Consider the following 22,521-nt stretch of genomic DNA (forward strand, 5'->3'; position numbering starts at 1 on the left):
AGGCGACCCGATGCAGATAGGCATGATCGGACTTGGCCGCATGGGGATGAACATGGTCCGCCGCCTCGTCAAGGGCGGCCACGAGGTCGTGGTCTACAACCGCACGCAGGACAAGGTGCGCGCGATGGAGGCGGAGGGGGCCGGGGGCGCCGCATCGATCGAGGACCTCGCGGCCAAGCTCGCGAAGCCACGCGTGGTCTGGCTCATGCTCCCGGCCGGCAAGGTGACCGAGGAGCACATCGCCGCGCTTGCCGGCAAGCTCTCCGAGGGGGACCTCGTCGTGGACGGCGGAAACTCGTGGTTCGAGCACGACAACGAGCGCGCGTACGCGCTCGGCGCCAGGGGCATACGCTACCTGGACGCCGGCGTCTCGGGCGGCGTGTGGGGGCTCAAGGTCGGATACTGCACGATGGTGGGGGGCGAGAGGTCCGACTTCGACACGATCGAGCCGGTGCTGAAATCGCTTGCCCCCGAGGGGGGCTATATGCACTGCGGCCCTGCGGGGGCCGGCCACTTCGTCAAGATGGTGCACAACGGCATCGAGTACGCCATGATGCAGGCCTACGGCGAGGGGTTCGAGATCATGAAGGCCTCGCGCTTCGGCGAGGGTCTGGACCTCTCCGCGGTGGCGCGCATCTGGAACCGGGGGAGCGTGGTGCGCTCGTGGCTTCTTGAGCTGCTCGAGTCGGCGCTGGCAAAGGACCCAGGGCTCGCGGGGATAAGTGGATATGTCGAGGACTCGGGCGAGGGACGCTGGACCGTGCAGCAGGCGATGGACTCCGGCGTGCCCGCCACGTCGATCGCGCACGCGCTCTTCGCCAGGTTCCGCTCCCGCGAGCGGGACTCGTTCTCGGACAAGGTTCTGGCCGCGCTGCGGGGCGAGTTCGGCGGGCACGAGGTGAAGAAGGCCTGATGGGATGACGGGGGGATCATGGCCGAGTTTCGGACACAGCTCAGAGAGACCTCGAACCTCTGCGTGGAGGAGAGGCCGGGGCCCTGCACCATGGTCATCTTCGGCGCCTCGGGCGATCTTGCCAGGAGAAAGCTCATCCCAGCCGTCTACAACCTCCACAGGCGCGAGCTGCTCCCTGAGAAGTTCGAGGTCGTGGGCTTCGCGCGCAGCGGGATCTCCGACGTCGATTTCAGGGCGCGCGTGGTCGATGCGGTGCGCGCCTGCTGCCTGGGCGTCTCCTCGAGAGAAGTTGAGCGGTTTTCAACGAACTTTCATTATCAGAGGGGAGAATACAACGACGCGGAGGCGTACCGATCGCTCGCCAGGACGCTCTCCGACTTTGGCGCGCGCAGGGCTGCGGGCGGCTGCCACGTATTCTACCTCGCCACCCCGCCGAGGCTCGCCCCCGAGATAGTTGCGCATCTGGCCGGCGCCGGCCTTCTCGCGGAGTGCACCGAGGGGCCGGCCTGCTCGCGCGTGGTGGTGGAGAAGCCGTTCGGCTTCGACCTTGCGAGCGCGCGGGAGCTCGACCAAAGGCTCGCCGAGCACCTGGACGAGCGCCAGATCTACCGCATAGACCACTACGTGGGCAAGGAGACGGTCCAGAACATGCTCATGTTCCGGTTCGCCAACGCGATCTTCGAGCCGGTGTGGGACGCGCACTACATCGACCAGGTGCAGATAACCACCGCCGAGTCGGAGGGTGTGGAGGGGAGGGCCGGCTACTTCGACGAGGCCGGCGCGCTCCGCGACGTGTTCCAGAACCACATGCTCCAGATGATGGCCACCGTGGCCATGGAGCCGCCGTCCTCCTTCGACGCGAAGAGCGTGCGCGACGAGAAGACGAGGATCCTCAGGGCGATCAGGCACATCGACCCTTCGAAACCGTGCGCAGGCGTTGTGCGCGGGCAGTACGAGGGCTATCCCGCGGAGGAGGGCGTGGCCCCCGGCTCGCAGACCGAGACATACGTAGCGGCCGAGCTCCGCGTGGAGAACACGAGGTGGCAGGGGGTGCCGTTCTACCTGCGCACCGGAAAGCGCCTTTGCCGCCGCGCCAGCGAGATCGCCATATTCTTCAGGCGGGTCCACGACTCGATGTTCGCTCCGTTTCTCCCCGACGACATCTGCCCGAACGTGCTCGTGTTCAACGTCCAGCCCGACGAGGGGGTCTCGCTGTCGATACAGGCCAAGGGCCCGGGCCCCAAGCTCTGCATGGGCACCCTCTCGATGGAGTTCAGGTACAGGGCGGCGGGGCTCGACCTGCCCGACGCCTACGAGCGGCTCCTGCTCGACTGCATGCAGGGGGACCAGACGCTGTTCATCCGCAGCGACGCGCTCGAGGCGGCATGGTCGATCGTGGACCCGATACGAAGGGGCTGGGACGCCGGCCTCGGGTGCCCGTTGATCCGCTATCCGGCCGGTTCAGAGGGGCCGGCTGAGGCCGCATCCATCCCGGCGAGGATCGGCCGCGCCTGGAGGCCGATCTGAAGCAAGGCAGCTCGGCTAGGCTCTGCGGTTTGTCGTTGCATTATAGTAAGTGATGGACTTGTATACAACTCGCAGTCAAACCGTCGATTCGGGAGGGGACCATGGAAATGTTCTGCTATCAGTGCGAACAGAGGGCAAAGGACACCGGCTGCACGGTCCAGGGGGTGTGCGGCAAGTCGCCTGAGGTCTCCTCGCTCATCGACCTCGCCGTGCACGGGGTGAAGGGCGTGGCGCAGTACGCGCATCGCGCTCGCGCGCTCGGCGCGCGCGACCGGGAGGTCGATCTCGCGGTCACGGAGGCGCTGTTCTCCACGGTCACCAACGTCAACTTCGACCCCGAACGCTACGTGAAACTCCTTGCCCGCGTGGCAGCTGCGCGCGACCGGGCGAAGGCGATCTACGAAGATGCGTGCGGAAAGGCAGGCAGGGCGCCCGAAAATGTCACGGGCCCTGCGGAGTGGAGGCCGGCTGCAGACCTCGCGGGCCTCGAGAAGCAGGGGCTCGAGGTGGGGATCAAGAAGAGGATGGCGAAGCACGGCGAGGACGTGGCGGGCCTCATGGAGCTGGTCACCTACGGGCTCAAGGGCATGGCGGCCTACGCGGACCACGCGCAGATACTCGGCCGCGAGGACGAGTGCGTCTACGCCTTCTTCCACGAGGCGCTGTGCTACCTCGCCGAGGGGAAGGAGGACGCGAACGAGCTCACGGCCATGGCGCTGCGCACCGGCGAGACGAACCTGCGCGTGATGGAGCTGCTCGACGCGGCAAACACCGGCGCGTACGGGAATCCCGCTCCGACGAAGGTCCGCATCGAGCCCGTGAAGGGCAAGGCCATCCTCGTCTCCGGCCACGACCTCCGCGACCTCGAGGAACTGCTCAAGCAGACCGAGGGCAAGGGTATAAACGTCTACACGCACGGCGAGATGCTGCCCTGCCACGGATACCCTGGGCTCAGGAAATTCAAACACCTGGCAGGCAACTACGGCGGGGCGTGGCAGGACCAGCAGAGGGAGTTCGACAGGTTCCCCGGCGCGATCCTCATGACCACCAACTGCATCCAGAGGCCGCAGGGCTCCTACAAGGCGCGCATATTCACCTCGGGGCTTGTCGCCTGGCCGGGGGTCAGGCACATCTCCGACCGCAACTTTGGCCCGGTGATCGAGGCTGCGCAGATGGCGGAGGGGTTTCCCGAGGACGGCCCCGAGAGATACATCACGGTCGGATTCGGCCACAACGCGGTGATGGGGGTCGCGGACACGGTGGTGGATGCTGTGAAGGCTGGGAAGATAAAGCACTTCTTCCTGATCGGCGGGTGCGACGGCGCAAAGAGCGGCCGCAACTACTACACGGAGTTTGCGGAGAAGGTGCCGAAGGATTGCGTGATACTGACGCTGGCTTGCGGCAAGTACCGCTTCAACAAGCTCGATTTTGGCGACATAGGCGGGATACCGCGCCTCATCGACTGCGGACAGTGCAACGACGCATACTCGGCGATACAGATCGCGGTCGCGCTCTCAAAGGCCTTCAATTGCGGCGTGAACGACCTGCCGCTCTCGCTCGTGCTCTCGTGGTACGAGCAGAAGGCGGTGGCTATCCTGCTCACGCTGCTCCACCTCGGCATAAGGGACATGCGCCTGGGGCCCACGCTGCCCGCGTTCGTGACTCCCGCGGTCTTCAAGGTCCTGGTCGAAAAATTCAACATCATGCCGATCACCACGCCAGATGAGGATTTGAGGAAGATACTCGGGTAGGGATCGGTGATCAGCTCATGAATTTCTCATAGAACAGCCCCCACTTCACCCCCCGGTCGGAGACCGTCACGTCCGCGTAACCCAAATGGCTCATGGCCTCGTGCAGGACGAGCGATCCGGCCAGTATAACGTCGGCCCTCTCCGGGTTCAGCCCCCTGATCGAGCGGCGCTCCGAGAGGCTCTTTCCCCGCAGCATATCCATGATGTCGCGCAGATCCGTGATCCTCAGGACCTTTCCGTGCACGGCGGGGGGCGAGTACCGCTCGAGCGAGAGGTGAATGGACATGAGCGTCGTGGCGGTGCCCGCCGTGGCCACGAGCCTCGCCTCGTGCGGCCTCGCGAACGTGTGGGGATCCGCGCCGGCGGCGAGCTCGTGCCTCACGGCGCCCCTCAGCGCATCGATCTCGCGGTCGTCCGGCGGATCGGAGCGCGCGTATCGCTCGGTGAGATTCACGCACCCGACGGGCAGGCTCGCGATCCTGAGCGACGAGTCGTGCATGGTGACGAGCTCCGTCGAGCCGCCGCCGACATCCGCGACCACGATCGAATCGCCGAAGTCGTGCGCCGAGGCCTTGTATGTGAGGCCCGCCTCCCGTTCCTCGGAGATCACCTCGATGGAGAGGCCAAGCGCCCTCTTGACCATGAGCAGGAAGTCGGACGCGTTCGAGGCGCTGCGCAGCGCGGCGGTGCCCACCGCCGCGATCCCGTCCACGCGGAGGGAGTCGCAGATCTCCATGTACTCCTTGAGGGCGGCGAGCGTCCCCTCCGCGGCCTCGGGCGAGATCTCGCCCGAGGAGGACAGCCCCCGGCCGAGCCTGGTGACGCGCGCCTCGTCCGCATGGGGACGCACCGATCCGTCCGGCGCCGGCTCCCCGGCGAGGAGGAGCACGGAGTTCGTGCCGATGTCTATCGCGGCCTTCATGGTTTGGCCTATTCGGGCCTCTTCTGCGGGCCCCACACGGGCAGCATGCCGTTGCCCTTGGAGACGCGTGTCTGGTTGGAGCCGTCGGCGCGCATGATGTAGATGGCGGCTCCTCCCTCGCGGCTGGAGGAGAAGGTGATCATCCTGCCGTCGGGAGAGAACGAGGGGTGCTCGTTGCTGCCGGTCCCGATGGTGAGCCTCTGGATGTTCGAGCCGTCGGCGTTCATGATGAATATGTCGAAGGTCCCCATGTCGCGGCCCGCGAACGCTATCTTGTCGCCGATCGGCGACCAGCTCGGCATGTCGTTCTGGTAGCCCACGAAGGTGAGCCGCTGCACGCCGCCGCCCGAGGCGGAGGTGCGGAATATGTGCAGCCCTCCCGCGCGCTCTGAGGCGAAGACGATGGAGCCGCCGTCGGGCGAGTAGTCGGGCGATATGTCGATGCTGCTGCCCGCGGTGAGCCTTCGCGCCGCGCCGCCGCCCGGGCTTATCGTGTAGAGGTTGGCGGTCCCGGCCGCCGAGGAGGAGAATGCGATGATGCCGCCGTCGGGGGACCATGCGGGCGTTATGTTCGATCCGCCGATCGAGATCCTGTGAAGGTTGCCGCCGTTGAGGCTCGAGACGTACACGTCCGGGTTGTTTTTGAGGTACGAGGTAAAGGCGAGCCTTCCGCCGTCGGGGCTCCAGGCGGAGCCCATGTTGATGCTCTTGTTCTTGGTCACCGCGAACGGCCCGTGGCCGTCCATGTCCATCACGTAGATCTCCTTGCTCTTCTTGCCGGACACCGCTGTGTAGGAGATCCTGGTGTCGAAGACGCCCCAGATGCCGGTGAGGGCCAGCATGATCTCGTTGGAGAAGCGGTGGGCGATCTCGCGCATGCTCTTCTTGTCCGCCCGGTACTGCTTGCCCACCAGCATCTGCTTGAGGAACGGGTCGAAGAGCCGAAGCGTCACGGTCATCTTGCCGCCTTCGCTCGACACCTCGCCCTTGACCAGGGCCCCCGCTTCGATGGCGGTCCAGAAGTCGAAGCGGATGGTGTCTATCGAGATCCCCTCCTTGCGCGCCACGTCCTTGAACGAGTCCTCGGACAGGACCCTGAAGTACCCGGAGAGCTCCATGTCGTTGCGGATTATCCCGGCCATGTCGCGGCCGCCGGACCCGCGCAGGTCCGCGACGGCGATGGGGAACTTCTGGTCGGACGGCTGATCGATGGGCACGTAGATGCGCGCCCACGCCCCCATTGGCAGGAGCATCGCCGCCATCAGCGCCACCGTGAAAAAGATCTTTCTGTTTTTCATAGTCTCCCCGTTTTTTCCGCCAGTCACGAGTCACGAGTCACGAGTCACGGTATTTAATACTTTGCCTTCAACCTCGGGTCAAACTCTATGAGGAATCCCTCGTTGTACGCCTCCCACGCCAGCCGGTCCGGAGGCTTTGGGAACGGCGACGCCTTCTTGATGGCGCGGACCGCGGACTGGTCGAAGGCCGCGTTGCCCGACTGCGACTGCCAGCGGATGGATGTCACGTCGCCGTCGAGGTTGATCATGACCTCCACCCGCGCGTTGTACGAAGCGCTCTCGTCCTCCGCGAATATCATCGGGATGATCCACTCCTTCATCACCTTGTAGCGGATCATCGACTGGTACTTGAGGTATTCGGGGTCCGAGGGCATCACGCGCAGGGGCTCCTTGCCGGTGCCGTACTTGAACCCCTGGCCCTCCTTCTCTATCTGCGCCGCCTCGGGGACCACGGTCCGGTCCCTGAGCTGCTTGTCGATCTTGGCGAGCGCATCCTGTATCTTGCGGTCGGCCCTCATCTTCGGCCTCGGCGCCTCGGCCTTGCGGACCTTCTTGTCCTCGAACTCCATCTTCGGCCTGGGCGGGAGCTCGGTCTTTATGTCCAGCTTCGCCTCCTTGGCATCCTTGGGCTTGAGGGCGGGCAGCGTCTCCTGGCTGGGCTCGAGCCTCTTCTGCTCCTCTATGGTGCTCCTCGGGAGCCCCTCGGTCTTCTTGACCGACAGCTCGATCTCCTCGCTCGTGCCCTTGGGGAGCTCGACCCAGACGATCTTCGTGGGCCTCTCGTCGAAGCGGAACCCGAGGGCGGGGACCATCGCGAAGAAGAGTATCATCGCGGCGTGCAGCGCTGCGGAGACCAGGACCGGCGTGCGTAGGACCGACAATGTGGGGTGGGAGTATCTCACGGCCCGTCAGGACTTCTCCCTGTCTTCGCTCTCTTGGGCCTCGAACTCGGGGTGCGTGATCATGCCGATGCGGTCCACTCCGGCCCTCTTGGCCATGGACATCACCCGAACCACCCAGCCGTACTTCACGTCCGTGTCGGCCTTTATGAAGAGATCGCGCTGCTGCTTGGCCTCATAGATGGCGATGAGCCTGCCCTGTATCTCGTCGAACGGTATGGCGGGGCCCTCGTCGCCGATGTAGATGCTGCCGTCCTTCTGTATGGTGAGGATCACGTCGGTCTTGGCGCGCTTGAGCGCAGGGGCCTGCGCCTGCGGCAGGTTCACCGGCAGCCCCTGCTGCAGAAGGGGGGCGGTGATCATGAAGGCGATCAGCAGCATGAGCGCCACGTCCACCAGTGGCGTGATGTTGATCTCGGAGAGCAGACGGTTGTGGGTCTTGCCCTTCCTGAGAAGCTCCTGTTTGGTTCCAAGCATCGTCTGGCGTCCTTATCCTATTCCTGGTTGTAGTACTCGTGCGAGATCCGGAGATTGAGATCGTCGCTGAAGTCGTCCAGGTCCTTGGCTATGATCCTTATGCGGTTCACGAAGAAGTTGTAGAAGATCGTGGCCGGCACCGCGGCGATGAGGCCCACCGCGGTGGTGATGAGCGCCTCGGAGATGTAGGGCCCAACGACCGCGAGGCTCGAGGAGCCGGTCTTTCCGATCTTCCAGAAGGCGTGCAGTATCCCCCACACCGTGCCGAAGAGGCCGAGGAACGGGGCGGCGCTGCTGGTCGTCGCCAGAAACGGCACGCTGTACTCCATGGACTCGATCTCCTCGTCGGCCGCCCGCTTGATCTCGCGCTGCACCATCCTCGAGGCCTGCGGCGACTGGTTCTCGCGCAGGCTGTCCACCGCCGCCTTGAAGACGTTGAAGGCAGGGCTCTTGCGGAACGTGCCCTTGGAGAGGATGGCGTCTATGGACTTGGACTGGTTGAAGAGGCGGTAGAAGCGCTCCGAGAGCTGCTTGGCCCTCTTGAGCTGGCGGTGCTTCGAGCCGATGATCGCCCACGAGACGATCGAGAAGACGAACAGCATCACCATGACGATCTGCACGATCAGGTCGGCCCCGAATATAAGCTGGATCATGCTCTGGTTGCCGAGGGCGAGGTCGGTGGCCTCTACGATCTCCTGTGTCTGGGCCATGACGCCCAGCAGCGCGATGGGATTCATACGGTGTTGTTCTCCTTTGTGAGATTGATGCGGGAATATACGTATTGAGCATGAGTCCTGTCAACTCAACTCGGCATCGACGCCGCTCGCGCAGGATGAGGACCGAAGAGAGGCGGCGTGCGATCTCTTCCCGCGCGGGGAGTCTCGCACCGAGGGCAGCCGGTCGCGGCAAAAGGGCCCGGTGAAGCGGCAAAGACCCTCAAATACCGACAAATTCCATACGTCATCCGATTGACAGCTTTTTCCAATAATCGTCAAAATCATGACACATGTCTCAAATTTGCAATCCACCCTGAACTGCAAGTAATTGAAAATAAAAGGTTTAATCTCTCAGTCATCGCAGGTGCGATTCTTGCTTATATTAGCCTGTGCAGCTGTTTCGCATCCGGGCGCACAGCGGAGTTTTGTCATGAAGAGAGCTGTATCGGCAATGGCAGCCGGCCTCATGCTCGTGGCGATCTGCGGTCCTGCGCACGCGGTCTCCGCCGGGGCGGTCGATTACGCGGCCGCGTTTCTGGGCGGGAAAATTGTTCTGTTCGGCAGGCTGGGCGCGGGGCAGAGCTGGAGCGCCTTAAAGCCCGAGGCCAAATCTCACGAATATGGCTATCGCTGCTACGACTCGCACAACCAGCTCTGGAAGACAGTGGGCAGCAGGGTCCAGGCGGGAGCAAGGATCCTGGTTTTCGTCGAGATGAATTGTGCCCCTGAGGCGGGGTATTGCGCCGACCCGGGCAAGGCGCCGGAAAAGGCGGCGCGCGTCCGCATGCGGGTATTTGCCCAGTGCAGGCCGGTGGCGCCCGCATCGGCGGAGTTCGTCTGCACCCTCGACGGCAAGGACATACCGGTGCTGTGCGACCTCAATTCCGCCATGCCCGAGAGAAAGATCGAGAAGCTCTTCGACGATGGGAGCTATGGAATGAAGATCGTGTTCAGGGAGGCGGCGTCGGGCCTCGAGAGCCCCGCCCTCGGATTAGATGCGCTCTTCGGGGCCGAGAACGCGGACGCGGACAACGACGGCGTGCCCGACGCCTGGGACAACTGCCCGTCGGCGCCGAACGAGGACCAGGCGGACGCGGACGGCGACGGCGCCGGGGACGCATGCCCCGGAGCGCCCGCAGCGCCGCCTGCCCGGTGAATGATTTGAGAGGAGGACGTCATGGGAAGGCTATGGAGCGAGGAGATGGACAGGCGGTGGGAGCTCTACCGCGAGGAGACGACCGCCTGGGAGCTGATGCACGAGGAGGAGGGGTTCGAGGACCTGGGGCTCATGGCCGACGGGGAGATCTCGGATCTTGACGGCCAGGAGACGCACCTCCATTTCCACCACGCGAACGCGTTCAAGGAGCAGAAACACTGAGGTCGGAGTGCGGATTTTTTCCCTAGGAACAGAGGGCCCTTTGCGGTATAGGCCGGGCCCATGTCGAGCCAATCGCCCATAGGAATCTTCGACTCGGGAATAGGCGGCCTCACCGTGCTGGCCGCGGTCAAGAGGCGCCTGCCAGGCGAGTCGGTCCTCTATCTCGGGGACACCGCCAGGGTACCCTACGGCACCAAGTCCGCCGAGACTGTCGTTCGCTACTCGAGCCAGTGCGCGGCTTTCCTCGTGGAGAGGGGGGTCAAGGCGCTGGTGGTCGCGTGCAACACCGCGTCCGCCTACGCGCTGCCCGAGCTCGCGAAGAACTTCGACGTCCCGGTGCTGGGGGTCGTGGAGCCGGGCTGCAGGGCGGCCCTCGAAATCTCCAGGGGGGGCGGCATCGGCGTGATCGGCACGGCCGGGACCGTGGCGAGCAACGCCTACGGCTCGCTGCTCAAGGCCATGGACCCCTCCGTGCGGGTCGTCAGCCGCGCCTGCCCGCTGTTCGTGCCGCTGGTGGAGGAGGGGTGGACCGACAACGATGTGGCCGAGGCGGCGGCTGCCAGATATCTGGCCGGGCTTTCCTCCGAGGGGATAGACACCCTGATCCTCGGGTGCACGCACTATCCGCTGCTCAAGGGGGTGATAGCCCGGAACGTGGGGGTGGGCGTGAGGCTGATCGATTCCGCCGAGGCCACTGCGGCAGCACTCGAGGCCCTGCTCGCCGGGAAGATGATCGCGGCGGCGGAGAAGGCGGGCGCAAGGGACCATCTCTATGTCACAGACCTGCCGGCGAGGTTCGAGGGGATCGCACACCGGTTCCTCGGCGGTGAGCCGCCGGAGGTCACGAGGGTCGACCTCTGAGGGCCAATGCCCTTGCATTTTCCCGTGCCCATGCTAGATGATTGACCCCCAAAGGGGGAGGGGGGCGCATTCCGTCGCAGCTGACCCGCCTTGTTTTCGCGTCAATTAAAAAACGGAGAAGGCCTTGCCGAAATCGAAACGCATCGCAGTGTGCATAGCGGCGCTGTCGCTTGTGGCCGCATCTCTCGGAGCGCGGGAAGCCCGGGCGCTCACCGACCGGGGCTACAAGTCGCTCCACAACTTCTCCAAGGTCCTGCACTACATCGAGGACAACTACGTGACCGAGGTTGACGAGCAGAAGCTCATCCGCGGCGCGGTCGAGGGCATGGTGTCGACCCTGGACCCGCACAGCGTCTACATGAGCCCCGAGGTGAACCGCGAGCTCAAGGTTGACACCTCAGGCCGCTTCGACGGCGTCGGGCTCGAGGTCGCGGTCAGAGAGGGCGTGCTCGTGGTGGTCGCGCCCATCAAGGGCTCGCCCGCGGACAGGGCAGGCGTGAGGGCCGGCGACAAGATACTTCGAATAAACGGGGTCTCCACCAAGAACATGAACCTCGGGGAGGCGGTGCTCAAGATGCGCGGCAGGCGCGGGAGCCGCATCACCCTCACGCTCACGCGCGAGGGGGCGCCCAAGGCGTTCGACGTCTCGCTCACCCGCCAGATCATCAGCGTGCCCAGCGTGAAGGCGGAGTTGCTCGACGGGGGCATAGCCTACGCCTCGATCTCGAGCTTCCAGCAGGGCACGACCCGATCGCTCGAGAGGGCGCTCGCCGATCTCTCGAAGAGGGGCGAGGTCAGTGGGCTCATCCTCGATCTCAGGCACAACCCCGGGGGGCTCCTGGAGCAGGCGATCGAGGTGTCGGACCTGTTCCTCAAGGGCGGCGTCATAGTCTCGACCGACAACAGGGGAAAGGAGGTCGACCGCAGGGAGGCGGTCGATCAGGGCAACGAGCCCTCCTATCCGATCGCGGTCCTGGTGGACGAGGGCTCCGCCTCCGCCTCCGAGATCGTCGCGGGCGCGCTCAGGGACAACGACAGGGCAACGCTGATCGGCAAGAAGACATTCGGCAAGGGCTCGGTGCAGACGGTGATAGACCTCGACGACGGATCGGGCCTGAAGATCACCGTGGCGTACTACCGCACGCCCAGCGGCAGGATCATACACGACCAGGGGATCGTGCCCGACATCTCCATCGAGGCCAGGCCGAAGCCGGCGGGCGAGCTGCCGGGAAAGCCGGCCGCGCCCGAGGTCGCCGAGGAGGAGGGCGAGGGCGAGGAGGCGGCCGCGAAGGCGGAGCCTGAATCTGCGGTGAAGGCGCCCGAAGTCGACAACCAGAGGGAGAGGGCGATCAAGTTCATGAGGGAGAGGATCGAAAAACAGTAAAGACAAGGAGGAAGGCGATGATTTCGAGAGTGGGCGTTCTCACGGGCGGAGGCGATTGCCCCGGGCTCAACGCGGTGATCAGGGGCGTGGTGCGGCGTTCGCTCATGCACGGCGGCTACGAGATCGTGGGGATCAAATACGGCTGGCGGGGGCTCCTGGAGAAGCAAACCATGCCGCTCGCGAGGGCGGACGTGCGCGGCATCCTCCACCGCGGCGGCACGATACTCGGCACCAGCCGCACCAACATATTCAAGAACGAGGATCTCACGAAGAAGGCGATCGAGAACTTCAAGGCCATGAAGCTCGACGCGCTCATCGCCATAGGGGGCGAGGACACGCTCGGCGCGGCCAAGAAGCTGGGCGACCGCGGCATCAAGGTCGTCGGCTGCCCCAAGACCATCGACAACGACCTGAACGGCACGGACCTCACGTTCGGGTTCGACACGGCGGTGATGATAGCCACCGAGGCGATCGACAGGCTGCACACCACCGCCGAGTCGCACGACAGGGTGCTCGTCTGCGAGGTGATGGGCCGCCACGCCGGGTGGATAGCGACCTACGCCGGGCTCGCCGGAGGGGCGGACGCGATCCTCGTCCCCGAGAAGCCGATAAACGTGGACGAGGTCTGCGAGAGCGTGATCCGGCGCTCGAGGATGGGCGTCAACTTCAGCATCATAGTCGTCGCCGAGGGGGCGAAGATCGCGGGGCAGGACGAGGTGCTCGCCTCCAAGAAGGTCGACGAGTTCGGCCACGTGCAGCTCGGCGGGATCGGAGCGATGCTCACCAAGCAGATCGAGCAGAAGACCGGCTTCGACACGAGGGTGACGGTGCTCGGCCACGTGCAGCGCGGCGGCACGCCGACCGCCTTCGACAGGATACTCGCCACTCGCTACGGGGTGGCGGCGATGGACGCGGTCCACTCGGGGCACTTCGGGGTGCTCGTGGCCCTCAGGGGCAACGACATCGTGGAGGTGCCGCTCTCCGAGGTCTCCGAGGGGATCCGCACCGTGGACGAGAATTTCTACCAGATGACCAAGACATTCTGGGGTTTCTAGGCCCCCTGTATCGGCGTCGCTTCCGTGCCCGAACGGGGAGCTCCGATCGCAAAAAACAGGCCCATGCCGCAGTGAAAACAGGAGGATGCGAATGAAGGAGTTCACGCCCTATGTCGGCGCCGATTCGGGCCTCAAGGACTTCTCCATAAAGGCCGTGATCGTGGGCGCCGTCTTCGGCATCGTGTTCGGGACCGCCAACGCCTACCTGGGCCTCAGGGTCGGGCTCACCATATCGACCTCGATACCGCTCGCGGTCATCGCGGTCGCCTTCTTCCGGGTGACGAAGGGGCTCTGGGGCAAGACCGGGATACTCGAGACCAACATCGCCCAGACCACAGGCTCCGCAGCGTCGTCTCTCGCATCGGGCGTCATCTTCACGATCCCGGCCCTGTTCCTGTGGGGATTCTCGCCCTCCATCGCGCAGATCGGCACGCTGGCCCTGCTCGGCGGCGTGCTGGGCGTTCTCTTCATGATACCGCTCCGCCGCTTCCTCATAGTCAAGGAGCACGGCCACCTGCCTTACCCGGAGGGGACCGCATCGGCGCAGGTGCTCATCGCCGCCGACGCGGGGGGCACCAGGGCCAGAAACGTGTTCCTGGGCATGGGGATCGGCGCCGCGTACAAGGCGGTGCTCGGGTTCCTCAAGGCCCTGCCGGCGCACGTCTCCGTCGGCCTTCCGCTTCTCCCCAAGGCGGAGATCGGCCTTGAGACGTCGCCCGCACTCATGGGGGTGGGGTTCATACTCAACTACAGGATAGCGGCGATCATGGTGGCCGGGGGGTTGCTCTCCTGGCTCGTGCTCATCCCGCTGATCGCCATGTTCGGCCAGGGGCTGGCGCAGCCTTTCTTCCCCGAGGCGATAAAGCCGATCGCCGATATGAGCGCCGACGAGATCTGGACCCGCTACATAAGATACATCGGGGCCGGGGCCGTGGCGTTCGCGGGCATACTCACGGTCATCAAGTCCGTCCCCACGATGTACGGCTCCCTCAAGGTGGGGCTCCACGAGCTCACCAGGCGCGCCTCGGGCGCCGGCGATCGGGCCCGCACCGACCGCGACCTCCCGATGGCCGTGGTCTTCGGCGGCGCCCTGCTCATCATAGCCATGATCGCGATCCTTCCGCACGCGATAGGCGAGGGCGGATCGATCGAGATGCGCGTGCTGGGCGCCCTGTGCATCGGCGCCTTCGCGTTCCTCTTCGTCACCGTGAGCTCGAGGATCGTCGGCATGGTGGGGGTCACCTCCAACCCCACCTCCGGGATGACCATAGTCGCGCTGCTGGGCACGTCGTTTCTCTTCTACCTGCTCGGATGGACCGACGACTTCGGCAAGGCGGCTGCGCTCACGGTGGGGACTGTGGTGGCGGTCGCCGCGTCCATGGCGGGCGACATATCGCAGGACTTGAAGACCGGCTACCTCATAGGCGCGACGCCGGCGCGCCAGCAGGGGGCGGAGATCGTGGGCGCGATCGTCCCGGCGTTCTTCATCGCCGCGGCGGTCTGGCTGCTCGGCGAGGCATTCACGTTCGGCTCAGCTGAGCTGCCCGCCCCGCAGGCCACCCTCATGAAGACCGTGATCGAGGGGGTGCTCAGGGCCGACCTGCCCTGGGGGCTCGTCTTCGTGGGCGCGGCGATCTCGCTCGTCGCGCAGCTGATGGGGCTGAGGCCCCTGGCGTTCGCGGTCGGGATATACCTGCCGCTTTCGACCATGACCCCCGTGTTCGTGGGCGGCGTGCTGCGATGGCTGCTGGAGAACACCTTCTGCCGCAGCGAGCAGGAGACCGAGAAGCGCCGCGACCAGGGGATACTCTTCGGCTCGGGCCTCATCGCGGGCGAGGGTATCACCGGCGTGCTGATCGCATTCTACGCCTTCTTCCTCGGAAAGCCCGCCGGCATCGGCTTTGCGTGGCCGGGGCACTGGGGCGAGGTCGCATCGTTCGCCCTCTTCGCTGCGCTGGGATTTTATATGCTGCGCGTCGCCCACAGGAAGGGGCGCGTTATCTGAAAACAGGAGGTGTGAGGATGAAGATATCTGCAGTGGTGGCCGTTATTGCGGTGCTGGCCGCGGCGTCGGTCGCGGCGGTCTCTTTCGCAAAGGAGGATGTCGTGAGGATGAAGAGCGGACTGGTGTACAAGGACGTGAAGGTGGGCACGGGGGCCGAGGCGAAGGCCATGCAGAAGGTCACGGTGGACTACACCGGCTGGATCGACGAGGGGGACAAGAAGGGCAAGAAGTTCGACAGCTCCCTCGACCGCGGCGAGGCGTTCACGTTCACGTTGGGAGCGGGCGAGGTGATCAGGGGATGGGACGAGGGGGTCGCCGGCATGAGGGTGGGCGGCAAGCGCACGCTCATGATCCCGGCCGAGCTCGGCTACGGGGCGCGAGGGGCCGGCTCTGCGATCCCGCCGAACTCCGACCTCATCTTCGACGTGGAGCTGCACGGCGTGAAGTGAGGGCTGAGAGTCCTGCGCAAATAAAAAGCCCGGGGTCGCCCCCGGGCTTTTTTCAAGCCTGTCCCGTCGTCACTTCACGAATCTGGCCGAGGCGATGCTGGCGTCGCAGAACGGCTTCAGCTCCCGGTTGAATTCGGTCATGGACTCCCCTTTGTCCTTGCTCTTGGAGCGCATGGTGCAGTCGAAGGTGTAGGTGTAGTTCTTGCCGCCGCGGTTGCGCAGCATGGTCAGCGTGGTGTTGTAGCGCCACCTCTTCTTCTCCTCGCAGCGGGTCGTCGTGTAGGGCACGCTCGCACCGGCCCACTTCTTGTTGCCGCGGGCGATCACCTCGCAGTTCGTCTCCTTGTCCCTCGATGCCTTCTCGGCCTTCGCCTTCGGCCTGTCCGCCGGGGCCTTGCCCTTCTTGACCTTGGGCACCTCCATCATCATGAGGTGCATCTGCGGGTCGGGGCCCATGTCGCCGGGGCTGCACCTCTTGCTGCCGAAGCAGGCCGAGGCCATAAGCGGCATCTCGACGCCCATGCCCCTCATCATGGCAGCCTCGGCGGAGTTGAGCTCCGCCTTGGCCGACTCCTCCTTCGCCTTCCAGTTATCGGGGTAGGTGCAGGAGTACTTGAACTGCCCGTTGGTGTAACTCTGGCCTGCAAAGGCCGGTGCGGCGAGTGCTGCGACGAGCGCTGCTGCGAAGATCGATGCGACGATTGCCTTCATGGACCCTCCTTTTCTGTTGTGCAGCCCTTTTCGTCTGTAATCGCGGATTTGTCAACGCCCTGCGCCGATTTTCCGGCGCGGGGCAGGGGAGGCCGGGGCATGCGCGGAAATGGACTTTTGAGTGGAGATGTGGGCATAAAGGCAGTCGATCCATGGCAAACCCGATGGAAAAGGAACGATATAAGCTGTTGATCCTGGTCGCGGCCTTTCTCGCCTGCTGGTTTCTGCCGGTGGGGTGGGCGCGCTTCGATGCCTCGATCATAGAGGCCCTGGCGCTGGTGAAATGGTATGCGCGCGAGCATGTCATCCTGTGTCTCATCCCCGCATTCTTCATAGCCGGCGCCATCTCCGCCTTTGTGAGCCGCGCATCGGTGGTGAAATACCTCGGCGCAAAGGCGAACAAGCTTCTGGCCTACTCCGTCGCCTCGGTTTCCGGCACCATCCTCGCCGTCTGCTCCTGCACCGTGCTGCCGCTGTTCATGGGCATCTACAGGCGCGGAGCTGGGCTGGGGCCCGCGGTCGCCTTCCTCTACTCGGGACCTGCGATCAATGTGCTCGCGATCATCCTCACGGCGCGCGTGTTGGGACTCGAGCTCGGCGTTGCGAGGGCGATCGGCGCGGTCCTCTTCGGCGTGGTCATCGGCATCCTCATGCACCTTATCTTCCTGAAGGAGGAGCGCTCACGCCACGAGGAGGGGGGACTCCCCGTCGGCCTCGAGGGGGGCCTCAGGCCGCTGTGGCAGGAGGGCCTGTTCTTTGCATCGATGGTCGCTTTTCTCGTCTTCGCGAACTGGGGGAGGCCGCAGGGCGAGGGCGCGGGAGCGTGGCAGGCGATCTTTGCGCTGAAGTGGTATCTGGCTGCGGCCTCGCTGGTCGCGCTCGCGCTTTCGCTGGCAAGCTGGTTTCGGCGGGAGGAGCTGGTCGGATGGGCGATGCTCTCGTGGAACTTCGCGAAGCAGATACTCCCGCTCTTGCTCGTGGGCGTGGCGGTCTCCGGCCTCCTGCTCGGAAGGCCCGGCCACGAGGGGCTGATACCTTCGCGTTTCATAGAGGGGCTCCTCGGGGGGAACTCGCTGCGCGCCAATGCCATCGCATCGGTCGCCGGCGCGTTCATGTACTTCGCAACGCTCACCGAGGTGCCGATCCTGCAGGGGCTCATCGGCAGCGGCATGGGCAAGGGGCCGGCGCTTGCGCTGCTCCTCGCCGGACCGGCGCTGTCGCTGCCGAGCATGCTCGTGATACGCAGCGTAATGGGAACGAAGAGGACCGCGGTCTACGTCCTGCTCGTGGTCCTCATGGCTACCGGGAGCGGCATGCTCTACGGGCATCTCTTCGGATGAAGAATATCAAAAGAATACTGTTTCTCTGCACCGGGAACGCCTGCCGCAGCCAGATGGCCGAGGGCTGGGCGCGGCGCCTCTTCGGCGATTCGGTCGAGCCGTATTCGGCGGGGATAGTTGCTGCAGGGCTCGACCCGCGCGCCGTCAAGGTCATGGCCGAGGCGGGCATGGACATCTCGGGACATCGTTCGAAGACGCTCGATGAGCTCGGAGATATTTCGTTTGACCTCGTCGTCACTCTCTGCGACCGGGCGCGCGAGTCCTGTCCGGTCTTTCCTGGAGGCGTAAAAAAAATACACCGCTCTTTCGACGATCCCCCGACGTTTGCCCAAGGCGCGCAGGGCGAGGAGGAGGCGTTGTCGCATTACCGCCGGGTGCGGGACGAGATCAGGGCGTTCTTACAGGGGTTCAAAGTTTGATCTCCCCGCGCTGTGAGGCGGCAGGATTTGCATTTCCCTTATTTATCTTGTTGATATTTCTTTTCGCGCAATTAATATCCCCGGCAACGATCGGACAAAGGGGGTTCAAATGAACATCTCCGCCAGGCATGCATTCGTTGCATTGATCGGATCGGTATTCGTGTTTGCGCTTACCGGATGTTTCTCCAGCAGCGGCGGCGGCGGGGTTGTATACGATCCCACCTGGATCAACGCCTCGTGGTCAGGCGGCGCCAAGGGCGATCCCACCGACCGCACGGACATAGAGGCGGAGAATTGGAAGGGGGACATATGCCCCGCGTCTTCGCTCGCCATAACTAACCACAGCGGCGGATTTGCAGGGCTCTGCTTTGTGAACAACTGCACCATCATGATGAACCTCAATATCTGCCGGACAAAAGGGACGCCCGCTCAGCCCGATTTGGGGCTGCAGAACTACGAATGCGCCACCGATCCCCTGGAGACCCCTTCTTCGAGGCTGTACATCGTGCCCCTGAACCCCGGCGCGGACGGCTTCTGCATAAACGCCACCGAAGACATCTCCATCAACGTCTTCTATTGCAGCGACGAGCAGATGCTCGATCTGCTCTCCTCTCCCTTAAGCTGCATCTGATGTCAGCGGCCCTTCGGCGCTGAAGGCGCCCAGCAAAGACTCCGCGCGCCGCTTTCAGCGCAAAAGAGGTGTCGTCGTCCGGTCCGGAGCCCGGACGTTTGTCTGGTGCCGGAATTCGTTTGAGTTATATCCGGCGATGCACTATCGGGTGCCGGTGGCATGACCGCAAGGATCGAAAGGATATGGAAGAGACCCGGACCATAAGGGAGATAGAGCGCCGAAAGACCTTCGCCATCATCTCCCACCCCGACGCCGGCAAGACCACGGTGACCGAGAAGCTCCTGCTCTTCGGCAACGCCATCCAGATGGCCGGGACCGTCAAGGCGAGGAGGGCGGAGCAGTTCGCCACGTCCGACTGGATGGAGATCGAGAAGCAGCGCGGCATCTCGGTCACCTCCTCGGTCATGCAGTTCTCCTACGCGGGCCGCGAGATCAACCTGCTGGACACGCCGGGGCACGCCGACTTCAGCGAGGACACCTACCGCGTGCTGACCGCGGTCGACAGCGCGCTCATGGTCATAGACTCGGCGAAGGGCATCGAGAGCCAGACCAGGAAGCTCTTTCAGGTCTGCCGCGACCGCCGCATGCCGATCATGACCCTCATGAACAAGATGGACCGCGAGGGGCGCGATCCGTTCGAGCTCATCGACGAGCTGGAAAGCCTCCTCCACCTCAGGTGCGCGGTGATGACCTGGCCCATCGGCCAGGGGCGCGATTTCAAGGGGGTCTACGATCTCGTCCACGGCCGCATAAGGCTCTTCATGCCCGGCATGAAGCTGCGCGTCGACGACGAGGCGATCGAGTGCATAGACGAGCTGGAGAGCCCGAGGCTGGCGGAGGCCGTGGGGGAGGGGCACATCGCGAAGCTCAGGGAGGATCTGGAGCTGATCGAAGGGGCCGGCCACGGATTCGACCGCGAGGGCTACATGTCCGGGAGGCTCTCGCCCGTATTCTTCGGCTCGGCGATAAATAACTTCGGCATCCGGGAGCTCCTCGACGCATTTACAGAGTTCGCGCCATCCCCCCTGCCGCGCCCGGCCGAGGAGAGGACGGTCGATCCGCACGAGACCGCCTTCACCGGGCTCGTGTTCAAGATACAGGCCAACATGGATCCCAGGCACCGCGACCGCGTGGCGTTCCTCAGGATATGCTCGGGCGAATTCGTGCAGGGGATGAGCGCCTATCACGTCCGCTCGGCGAGGGAGTTCCGGATAAAGAACGCGCTCCAGTTCATGTCGCAGAGGCGCAGCAACGTCGACCGCGCCTACGCCGGGGACATCATAGGCATCCACGACCGCGGGACCCTGATGATAGGCGACTCGATAACGGCCGGCGAGAGGCTCACCTTCACCGGCATACCGCGTTTCTCCCCCGACCGCTTCAGCCTCGTCACGCTCAAGAATCCGATCAAGGTCAAGCAGCTCAACAAGGGGCTCGAGCAGCTCGCCGAGGAGGGGAGCTCCCAGCTCTTCCGTCGCAGGCACAACTCCGACACGATCATCGGGGTGGTGGGGCAGCTCCAGTTCGAGGTGGTGAAGTTCAGGCTGCTCCACGAGTACGGCGCCGAGGCCCTCTTTCACCCGATGCCCTACACCTACTCGCGCTGGTACCGGTCCGCAAACAGGAAGAAGCAGGAGGAGTTCGAGAGCTACTACCGCGCGCACATCGTCCACGACGTTAGGGACTATCCGATGATGCTCTTCAAGAACGAGTGGGAGCTGGGCTACATACAGGAAAAACACCCCGACATATCTTTCCACTCGAGCCTCATGAACTACGAGCAGGACGCGGCGGAGGCGTGACGAGGGGCTTCGCAGTGGCCCGTGCGCTGCAACATCCCTTGCTCCGTCTGATGGTATTTTTGACCCGAGCTTGCCCGCCGGAGCTTCTTGTCGCGCCGGGGCCTTTGCGGAGGAGGATAGCGAAGGCGGGTGGGCCCAAAATTGGGCCCAAGATTGGCATCACGCTGGGAAACTATAAATCGCCTGTGCGTATCAGGACGGAGCCGTCAGGTTCCAACCGATCCGTGAGATACTTGCGGCGAGCCTCGTGCTCTATGCTCTCGCGATTAGCTCTGAATATCTTGAGCGGGTCCTTGTCGCCGCCGCCGAAATGATCTTCAATCGCCTCCTGGCTGACGGCGCACTGTACGATCTTTTCCCCGTCCTTGCCCCAAAACGCCACGACATCGCGATCGAAATCATATCTCTCCTTCGGCTCGGGGAATATGAGATGTCGATCGTCTATCATGCCCAGCACGGTGAGGATGTTTATGACGGACGAGAGCTGCAAGTCCCTCTCGCCGCCCTCAAATCGGGAGACGGTCGGGGTGCTCACTCCGGCCAGGTCTGCCAGCCTTTTCTGGGTCAGCTTTTGCGCCTTGCGCCTCTGCCTCGCCTCTTCGACCAAAGCTCCCCAGTTAATTTGAAACTGCCGTTCCATCTCTTCTCCATTCTGTTTATCAATTCATCGCGCAAACGTTTGGGGCCGACGTCCGATTTTGATACCTCCTCCTGTGCGGCGGGCAGGCGTTCACCGATCGTCTCCACCGCGGCGACGATGGCATCGATCCTGACTCCAAAACCCCTGCCCATCTCCAGCAGGTGTTTCGATTTGAGCTTGCCGATGGCCAGGTTTTCGATGCCGGCCACGGAAAGGGCGATGGACTGGTACTCCTTGTAGAGCGCCGAGGCGACCAGGTCGTAGGATGGCGTCAGGCGAAGCCCGTCTCGCGTATGGAACATCGCGAAGTTTTTGAAGTGCGCATCCGTATTTCCCACGAGCAGCGCTGCCAGTATGCGCCGCAACAGGCGATCCGCCTCGGCGGGGATGCAGCCGGGTGTGTCCAGTATGAACCTTCCCATGTCTTCGTAGGCGCCCTCGTATTTTTCATCTCCCGAATGTCTGCCCAGCAGTTGATTGAACTCCTCGAAATGAATCCGCTTGGCCGTAGGAGTTCGATCGAAGCGCGGGATGATAATAGCCTGCTCCTTTATGGATGGGATGGTGACGATCTCCATGTCCACGACATCATCCCCCGGCAGGAGCTTGCGGACGGCCCGGGTGGTCAGATATTCGAGTTCGATTATATCGGCCAGATTGCCGGAGGGAAGTTTTGCGATATGCGTGCTCAGCTCTCCGGGCCCGACCGGGCGATAGTTTCTTCCATCGGGGACTACAAGGAGCTTTCGCTGTATGCCGGAGAGGGACGCCCTTCCGAGCAGGGCCGCCAGTGTGGCCTCGTCGGTATGATCGAGGGTCTTATGTTCCTGCGCTTCAGGGTCGATGATGGAGACGGCGCCCGCGAGATCGAATCCGAAACCGAGGAGAAGCGCGAAGCGGTTGTTCGGGTTTACGCCTAGCGCCCTTGCCTGGGCACTCCTCAGCCACCCTTCGGCGACCAGGTTGTCGAAGAAGGGGGGCAGTCCGCTCTCAGAGACGTGCGGCTCGGGCCCAAGCGGAAGGGTATGAGCGATCGCCGGCTGATCACCCTCGAGATAGGAGGCGTCGTAGGTGAACGCCACCCTGCCGCCGGGCTCCTCCTGAAGCCTTCCGGCGTAGATATCCCTGAAGTAGATCTTGCCCCATAGCGTCTTTGCCATAAAACATACTTTATATTAGTCCAGTAATAAAGTCTACATATAAAATATATTTAATGTTCAATAAATAATAGATACGAATATAAAGAATATTTACTGACCTTCCCCCTGGAAATCGGTCCAGTTGAAACCTGAAAGAGTCTGGGCTAGAAGCTCCCGAGCAGGGGGGGGGGGGGGGGGGGCAAA

General features: G+C 63.8%; 22 protein-coding genes. 14 read left to right on the forward strand and 8 right to left on the reverse strand.

The features are described 5' to 3' along the window. The first annotated feature begins 10 nt into the window (after positions 1-10). The 3 genes from gnd (at position 11) to hcp (ending at position 4,191) form a co-directional block, all read left to right on the forward strand. The gene (gene gnd, locus JXA24_04155) at positions 11-913 is read left to right on the forward strand and encodes a decarboxylating 6-phosphogluconate dehydrogenase (protein ID MBN1282947.1); all 903 of its coding nucleotides are present in this window, start codon (positions 11-13) and stop codon (positions 911-913) included. 18 nt (positions 914-931) lie between these two features. Beyond that, positions 932-2,440 (forward strand): glucose-6-phosphate dehydrogenase, encoded by a 1,509-nt coding sequence (gene zwf, locus JXA24_04160; GenBank protein MBN1282948.1) that lies wholly within the window; start codon positions 932-934, stop codon positions 2,438-2,440. Between the two features lie 107 nt (positions 2,441-2,547). Further along, positions 2,548-4,191, forward strand: coding sequence for a hydroxylamine reductase (gene hcp, locus JXA24_04165; GenBank protein MBN1282949.1), 1,644 nt, complete (start codon positions 2,548-2,550; stop codon positions 4,189-4,191). A 10-nt stretch (positions 4,192-4,201) separates the two neighbouring features. On the opposite strand, the gene JXA24_04170 is transcribed toward hcp, so the two are convergent. Genes JXA24_04170 through JXA24_04190 form a run of 5 tightly spaced genes read right to left on the reverse strand, consistent with a single transcriptional unit; the run spans position 4,202 to position 8,524 of the window. After that, the gene (locus JXA24_04170) at positions 4,202-5,113 is read right to left on the reverse strand and encodes a Ppx/GppA family phosphatase (protein ID MBN1282950.1); all 912 of its coding nucleotides are present in this window, start codon (positions 5,111-5,113) and stop codon (positions 4,202-4,204) included. 8 nt (positions 5,114-5,121) lie between these two features. Continuing rightward, positions 5,122-6,411, reverse strand: a complete 1,290-nt coding sequence (tolB, locus tag JXA24_04175) for a Tol-Pal system beta propeller repeat protein TolB (protein ID MBN1282951.1) — start codon at positions 6,409-6,411, stop codon at positions 5,122-5,124. Positions 6,412-6,464: 53 nt separating this feature from the next. Next, on the reverse strand, positions 6,465-7,313 hold the full coding sequence (locus JXA24_04180; protein MBN1282952.1) for a cell envelope integrity protein TolA: 849 nt from the start codon (positions 7,311-7,313) through the stop codon (positions 6,465-6,467). 6 nt (positions 7,314-7,319) lie between these two features. After that, the gene (locus tag JXA24_04185; GenBank protein MBN1282953.1) at positions 7,320-7,787 is read right to left on the reverse strand and encodes a biopolymer transporter ExbD; all 468 of its coding nucleotides are present in this window, start codon (positions 7,785-7,787) and stop codon (positions 7,320-7,322) included. 17 nt (positions 7,788-7,804) lie between these two features. Next, positions 7,805-8,524, reverse strand: coding sequence for a MotA/TolQ/ExbB proton channel family protein (locus JXA24_04190; protein ID MBN1282954.1), 720 nt, complete (start codon positions 8,522-8,524; stop codon positions 7,805-7,807). Between the two features lie 409 nt (positions 8,525-8,933). Between JXA24_04190 and JXA24_04195 the strand changes: the two genes are divergently transcribed. The 7 genes from JXA24_04195 to JXA24_04225 all read left to right on the forward strand — a co-directional run bounded on the left by JXA24_04195 (position 8,934) and on the right by JXA24_04225 (position 15,635). Further along, the gene (locus tag JXA24_04195) at positions 8,934-9,659 is read left to right on the forward strand and encodes a thrombospondin type 3 repeat-containing protein (GenBank protein MBN1282955.1); all 726 of its coding nucleotides are present in this window, start codon (positions 8,934-8,936) and stop codon (positions 9,657-9,659) included. Between the two features lie 21 nt (positions 9,660-9,680). Continuing rightward, the gene (locus JXA24_04200) at positions 9,681-9,881 is read left to right on the forward strand and encodes a hypothetical protein (GenBank protein MBN1282956.1); all 201 of its coding nucleotides are present in this window, start codon (positions 9,681-9,683) and stop codon (positions 9,879-9,881) included. A gap of 60 nt (positions 9,882-9,941) precedes the next feature. Further along, positions 9,942-10,742 carry a glutamate racemase gene (locus JXA24_04205; protein ID MBN1282957.1) on the forward strand — a complete coding sequence of 267 codons (801 nt, stop codon included), beginning with the start codon at positions 9,942-9,944 and terminating at the stop codon, positions 10,740-10,742. A 124-nt stretch (positions 10,743-10,866) separates the two neighbouring features. Beyond that, complete coding sequence (locus tag JXA24_04210) at positions 10,867-12,126, forward strand: S41 family peptidase (GenBank protein MBN1282958.1); 1,260 nt, start codon at positions 10,867-10,869, stop codon at positions 12,124-12,126. A gap of 17 nt (positions 12,127-12,143) precedes the next feature. Beyond that, on the forward strand, positions 12,144-13,181 hold the full coding sequence (locus JXA24_04215) for a 6-phosphofructokinase (protein ID MBN1282959.1): 1,038 nt from the start codon (positions 12,144-12,146) through the stop codon (positions 13,179-13,181). Between the two features lie 85 nt (positions 13,182-13,266). After that, positions 13,267-15,186, forward strand: coding sequence for an oligopeptide transporter, OPT family (locus tag JXA24_04220; protein MBN1282960.1), 1,920 nt, complete (start codon positions 13,267-13,269; stop codon positions 15,184-15,186). Between the two features lie 17 nt (positions 15,187-15,203). Then, entirely contained in the window at positions 15,204-15,635 is a 432-nt protein-coding gene (locus tag JXA24_04225) for an FKBP-type peptidyl-prolyl cis-trans isomerase (protein ID MBN1282961.1), read from the forward strand. Between the two features lie 69 nt (positions 15,636-15,704). Here JXA24_04225 and JXA24_04230 read toward each other — a convergent pair whose 3' ends face one another. Next, positions 15,705-16,346 carry a hypothetical protein gene (locus JXA24_04230; protein ID MBN1282962.1) on the reverse strand — a complete coding sequence of 214 codons (642 nt, stop codon included), beginning with the start codon at positions 16,344-16,346 and terminating at the stop codon, positions 15,705-15,707. Between the two features lie 164 nt (positions 16,347-16,510). Between JXA24_04230 and JXA24_04235 the strand changes: the two genes are divergently transcribed. The 4 genes from JXA24_04235 to JXA24_04250 all read left to right on the forward strand — a co-directional run bounded on the left by JXA24_04235 (position 16,511) and on the right by JXA24_04250 (position 20,538). After that, on the forward strand, positions 16,511-17,686 hold the full coding sequence (locus JXA24_04235) for a permease (GenBank protein ID MBN1282963.1): 1,176 nt from the start codon (positions 16,511-16,513) through the stop codon (positions 17,684-17,686). Next, positions 17,683-18,105, forward strand: a complete 423-nt coding sequence (locus JXA24_04240; protein ID MBN1282964.1) for an arsenate reductase ArsC — start codon at positions 17,683-17,685, stop codon at positions 18,103-18,105. Before JXA24_04235 ends, JXA24_04240 begins: the two co-directional genes overlap by 4 nt. Positions 18,106-18,214: 109 nt before the next feature. After that, positions 18,215-18,736, forward strand: a complete 522-nt coding sequence (locus JXA24_04245) for a hypothetical protein (protein MBN1282965.1) — start codon at positions 18,215-18,217, stop codon at positions 18,734-18,736. 182 nt (positions 18,737-18,918) lie between these two features. Continuing rightward, complete coding sequence (locus JXA24_04250; protein MBN1282966.1) at positions 18,919-20,538, forward strand: peptide chain release factor 3; 1,620 nt, start codon at positions 18,919-18,921, stop codon at positions 20,536-20,538. 172 nt (positions 20,539-20,710) lie between these two features. On the opposite strand, the gene JXA24_04255 is transcribed toward JXA24_04250, so the two are convergent. Then, entirely contained in the window at positions 20,711-21,145 is a 435-nt protein-coding gene (locus JXA24_04255) for a DUF1488 family protein (protein ID MBN1282967.1), read from the reverse strand. Next, on the reverse strand, positions 21,103-22,338 hold the full coding sequence (locus tag JXA24_04260) for a HipA domain-containing protein (GenBank protein MBN1282968.1): 1,236 nt from the start codon (positions 22,336-22,338) through the stop codon (positions 21,103-21,105). Before JXA24_04260 ends, JXA24_04255 begins: the two co-directional genes overlap by 43 nt. Positions 22,339-22,521: the final 183 nt, after the last annotated feature.

The organism is Pseudomonadota bacterium, from assembly GCA_016927275.1.
GTDB lineage: Bacteria > UBA10199 > UBA10199 > 2-02-FULL-44-16 > JAAZCA01 > JAFGMW01.

Bases quoted from the DNA above. Each gene is read 5' to 3' on its own strand.
- JXA24_04170 (MBN1282950.1), bottom strand. From the start codon at position 5,113: ATGAAGGCCGCGATAGACATCGGCACGAACTCCGTGCTCCTCCTCGCC.
- JXA24_04250 (MBN1282966.1), top strand. From the start codon at position 18,919: ATGGAAGAGACCCGGACCATAAGGGAGATAGAGCGCCGAAAGACCTTC.
- hcp (MBN1282949.1), top strand. From the start codon at position 2,548: ATGTTCTGCTATCAGTGCGAACAGAGGGCAAAGGACACCGGCTGCACG.
- zwf (MBN1282948.1), top strand. From the start codon at position 932: ATGGCCGAGTTTCGGACACAGCTCAGAGAGACCTCGAACCTCTGCGTG.
- JXA24_04195 (MBN1282955.1), top strand. From the start codon at position 8,934: ATGAAGAGAGCTGTATCGGCAATGGCAGCCGGCCTCATGCTCGTGGCG.
- JXA24_04230 (MBN1282962.1), bottom strand. From the start codon at position 16,346: ATGAAGGCAATCGTCGCATCGATCTTCGCAGCAGCGCTCGTCGCAGCA.
- JXA24_04205 (MBN1282957.1), top strand. From the start codon at position 9,942: ATGTCGAGCCAATCGCCCATAGGAATCTTCGACTCGGGAATAGGCGGC.
- JXA24_04215 (MBN1282959.1), top strand. From the start codon at position 12,144: ATGATTTCGAGAGTGGGCGTTCTCACGGGCGGAGGCGATTGCCCCGGG.
- JXA24_04220 (MBN1282960.1), top strand. From the start codon at position 13,267: ATGCGAATGAAGGAGTTCACGCCCTATGTCGGCGCCGATTCGGGCCTC.
- JXA24_04240 (MBN1282964.1), top strand. From the start codon at position 17,683: ATGAAGAATATCAAAAGAATACTGTTTCTCTGCACCGGGAACGCCTGC.
- JXA24_04245 (MBN1282965.1), top strand. From the start codon at position 18,215: ATGAACATCTCCGCCAGGCATGCATTCGTTGCATTGATCGGATCGGTA.
- tolB (MBN1282951.1), bottom strand. From the start codon at position 6,411: ATGAAAAACAGAAAGATCTTTTTCACGGTGGCGCTGATGGCGGCGATG.
- JXA24_04225 (MBN1282961.1), top strand. From the start codon at position 15,204: ATGAAGATATCTGCAGTGGTGGCCGTTATTGCGGTGCTGGCCGCGGCG.
- JXA24_04190 (MBN1282954.1), bottom strand. From the start codon at position 8,524: ATGAATCCCATCGCGCTGCTGGGCGTCATGGCCCAGACACAGGAGATC.
- JXA24_04200 (MBN1282956.1), top strand. From the start codon at position 9,681: ATGGGAAGGCTATGGAGCGAGGAGATGGACAGGCGGTGGGAGCTCTAC.
- JXA24_04260 (MBN1282968.1), bottom strand. From the start codon at position 22,338: ATGGCAAAGACGCTATGGGGCAAGATCTACTTCAGGGATATCTACGCC.
- JXA24_04185 (MBN1282953.1), bottom strand. From the start codon at position 7,787: ATGCTTGGAACCAAACAGGAGCTTCTCAGGAAGGGCAAGACCCACAAC.
- gnd (MBN1282947.1), top strand. From the start codon at position 11: ATGCAGATAGGCATGATCGGACTTGGCCGCATGGGGATGAACATGGTC.
- JXA24_04235 (MBN1282963.1), top strand. From the start codon at position 16,511: ATGGAAAAGGAACGATATAAGCTGTTGATCCTGGTCGCGGCCTTTCTC.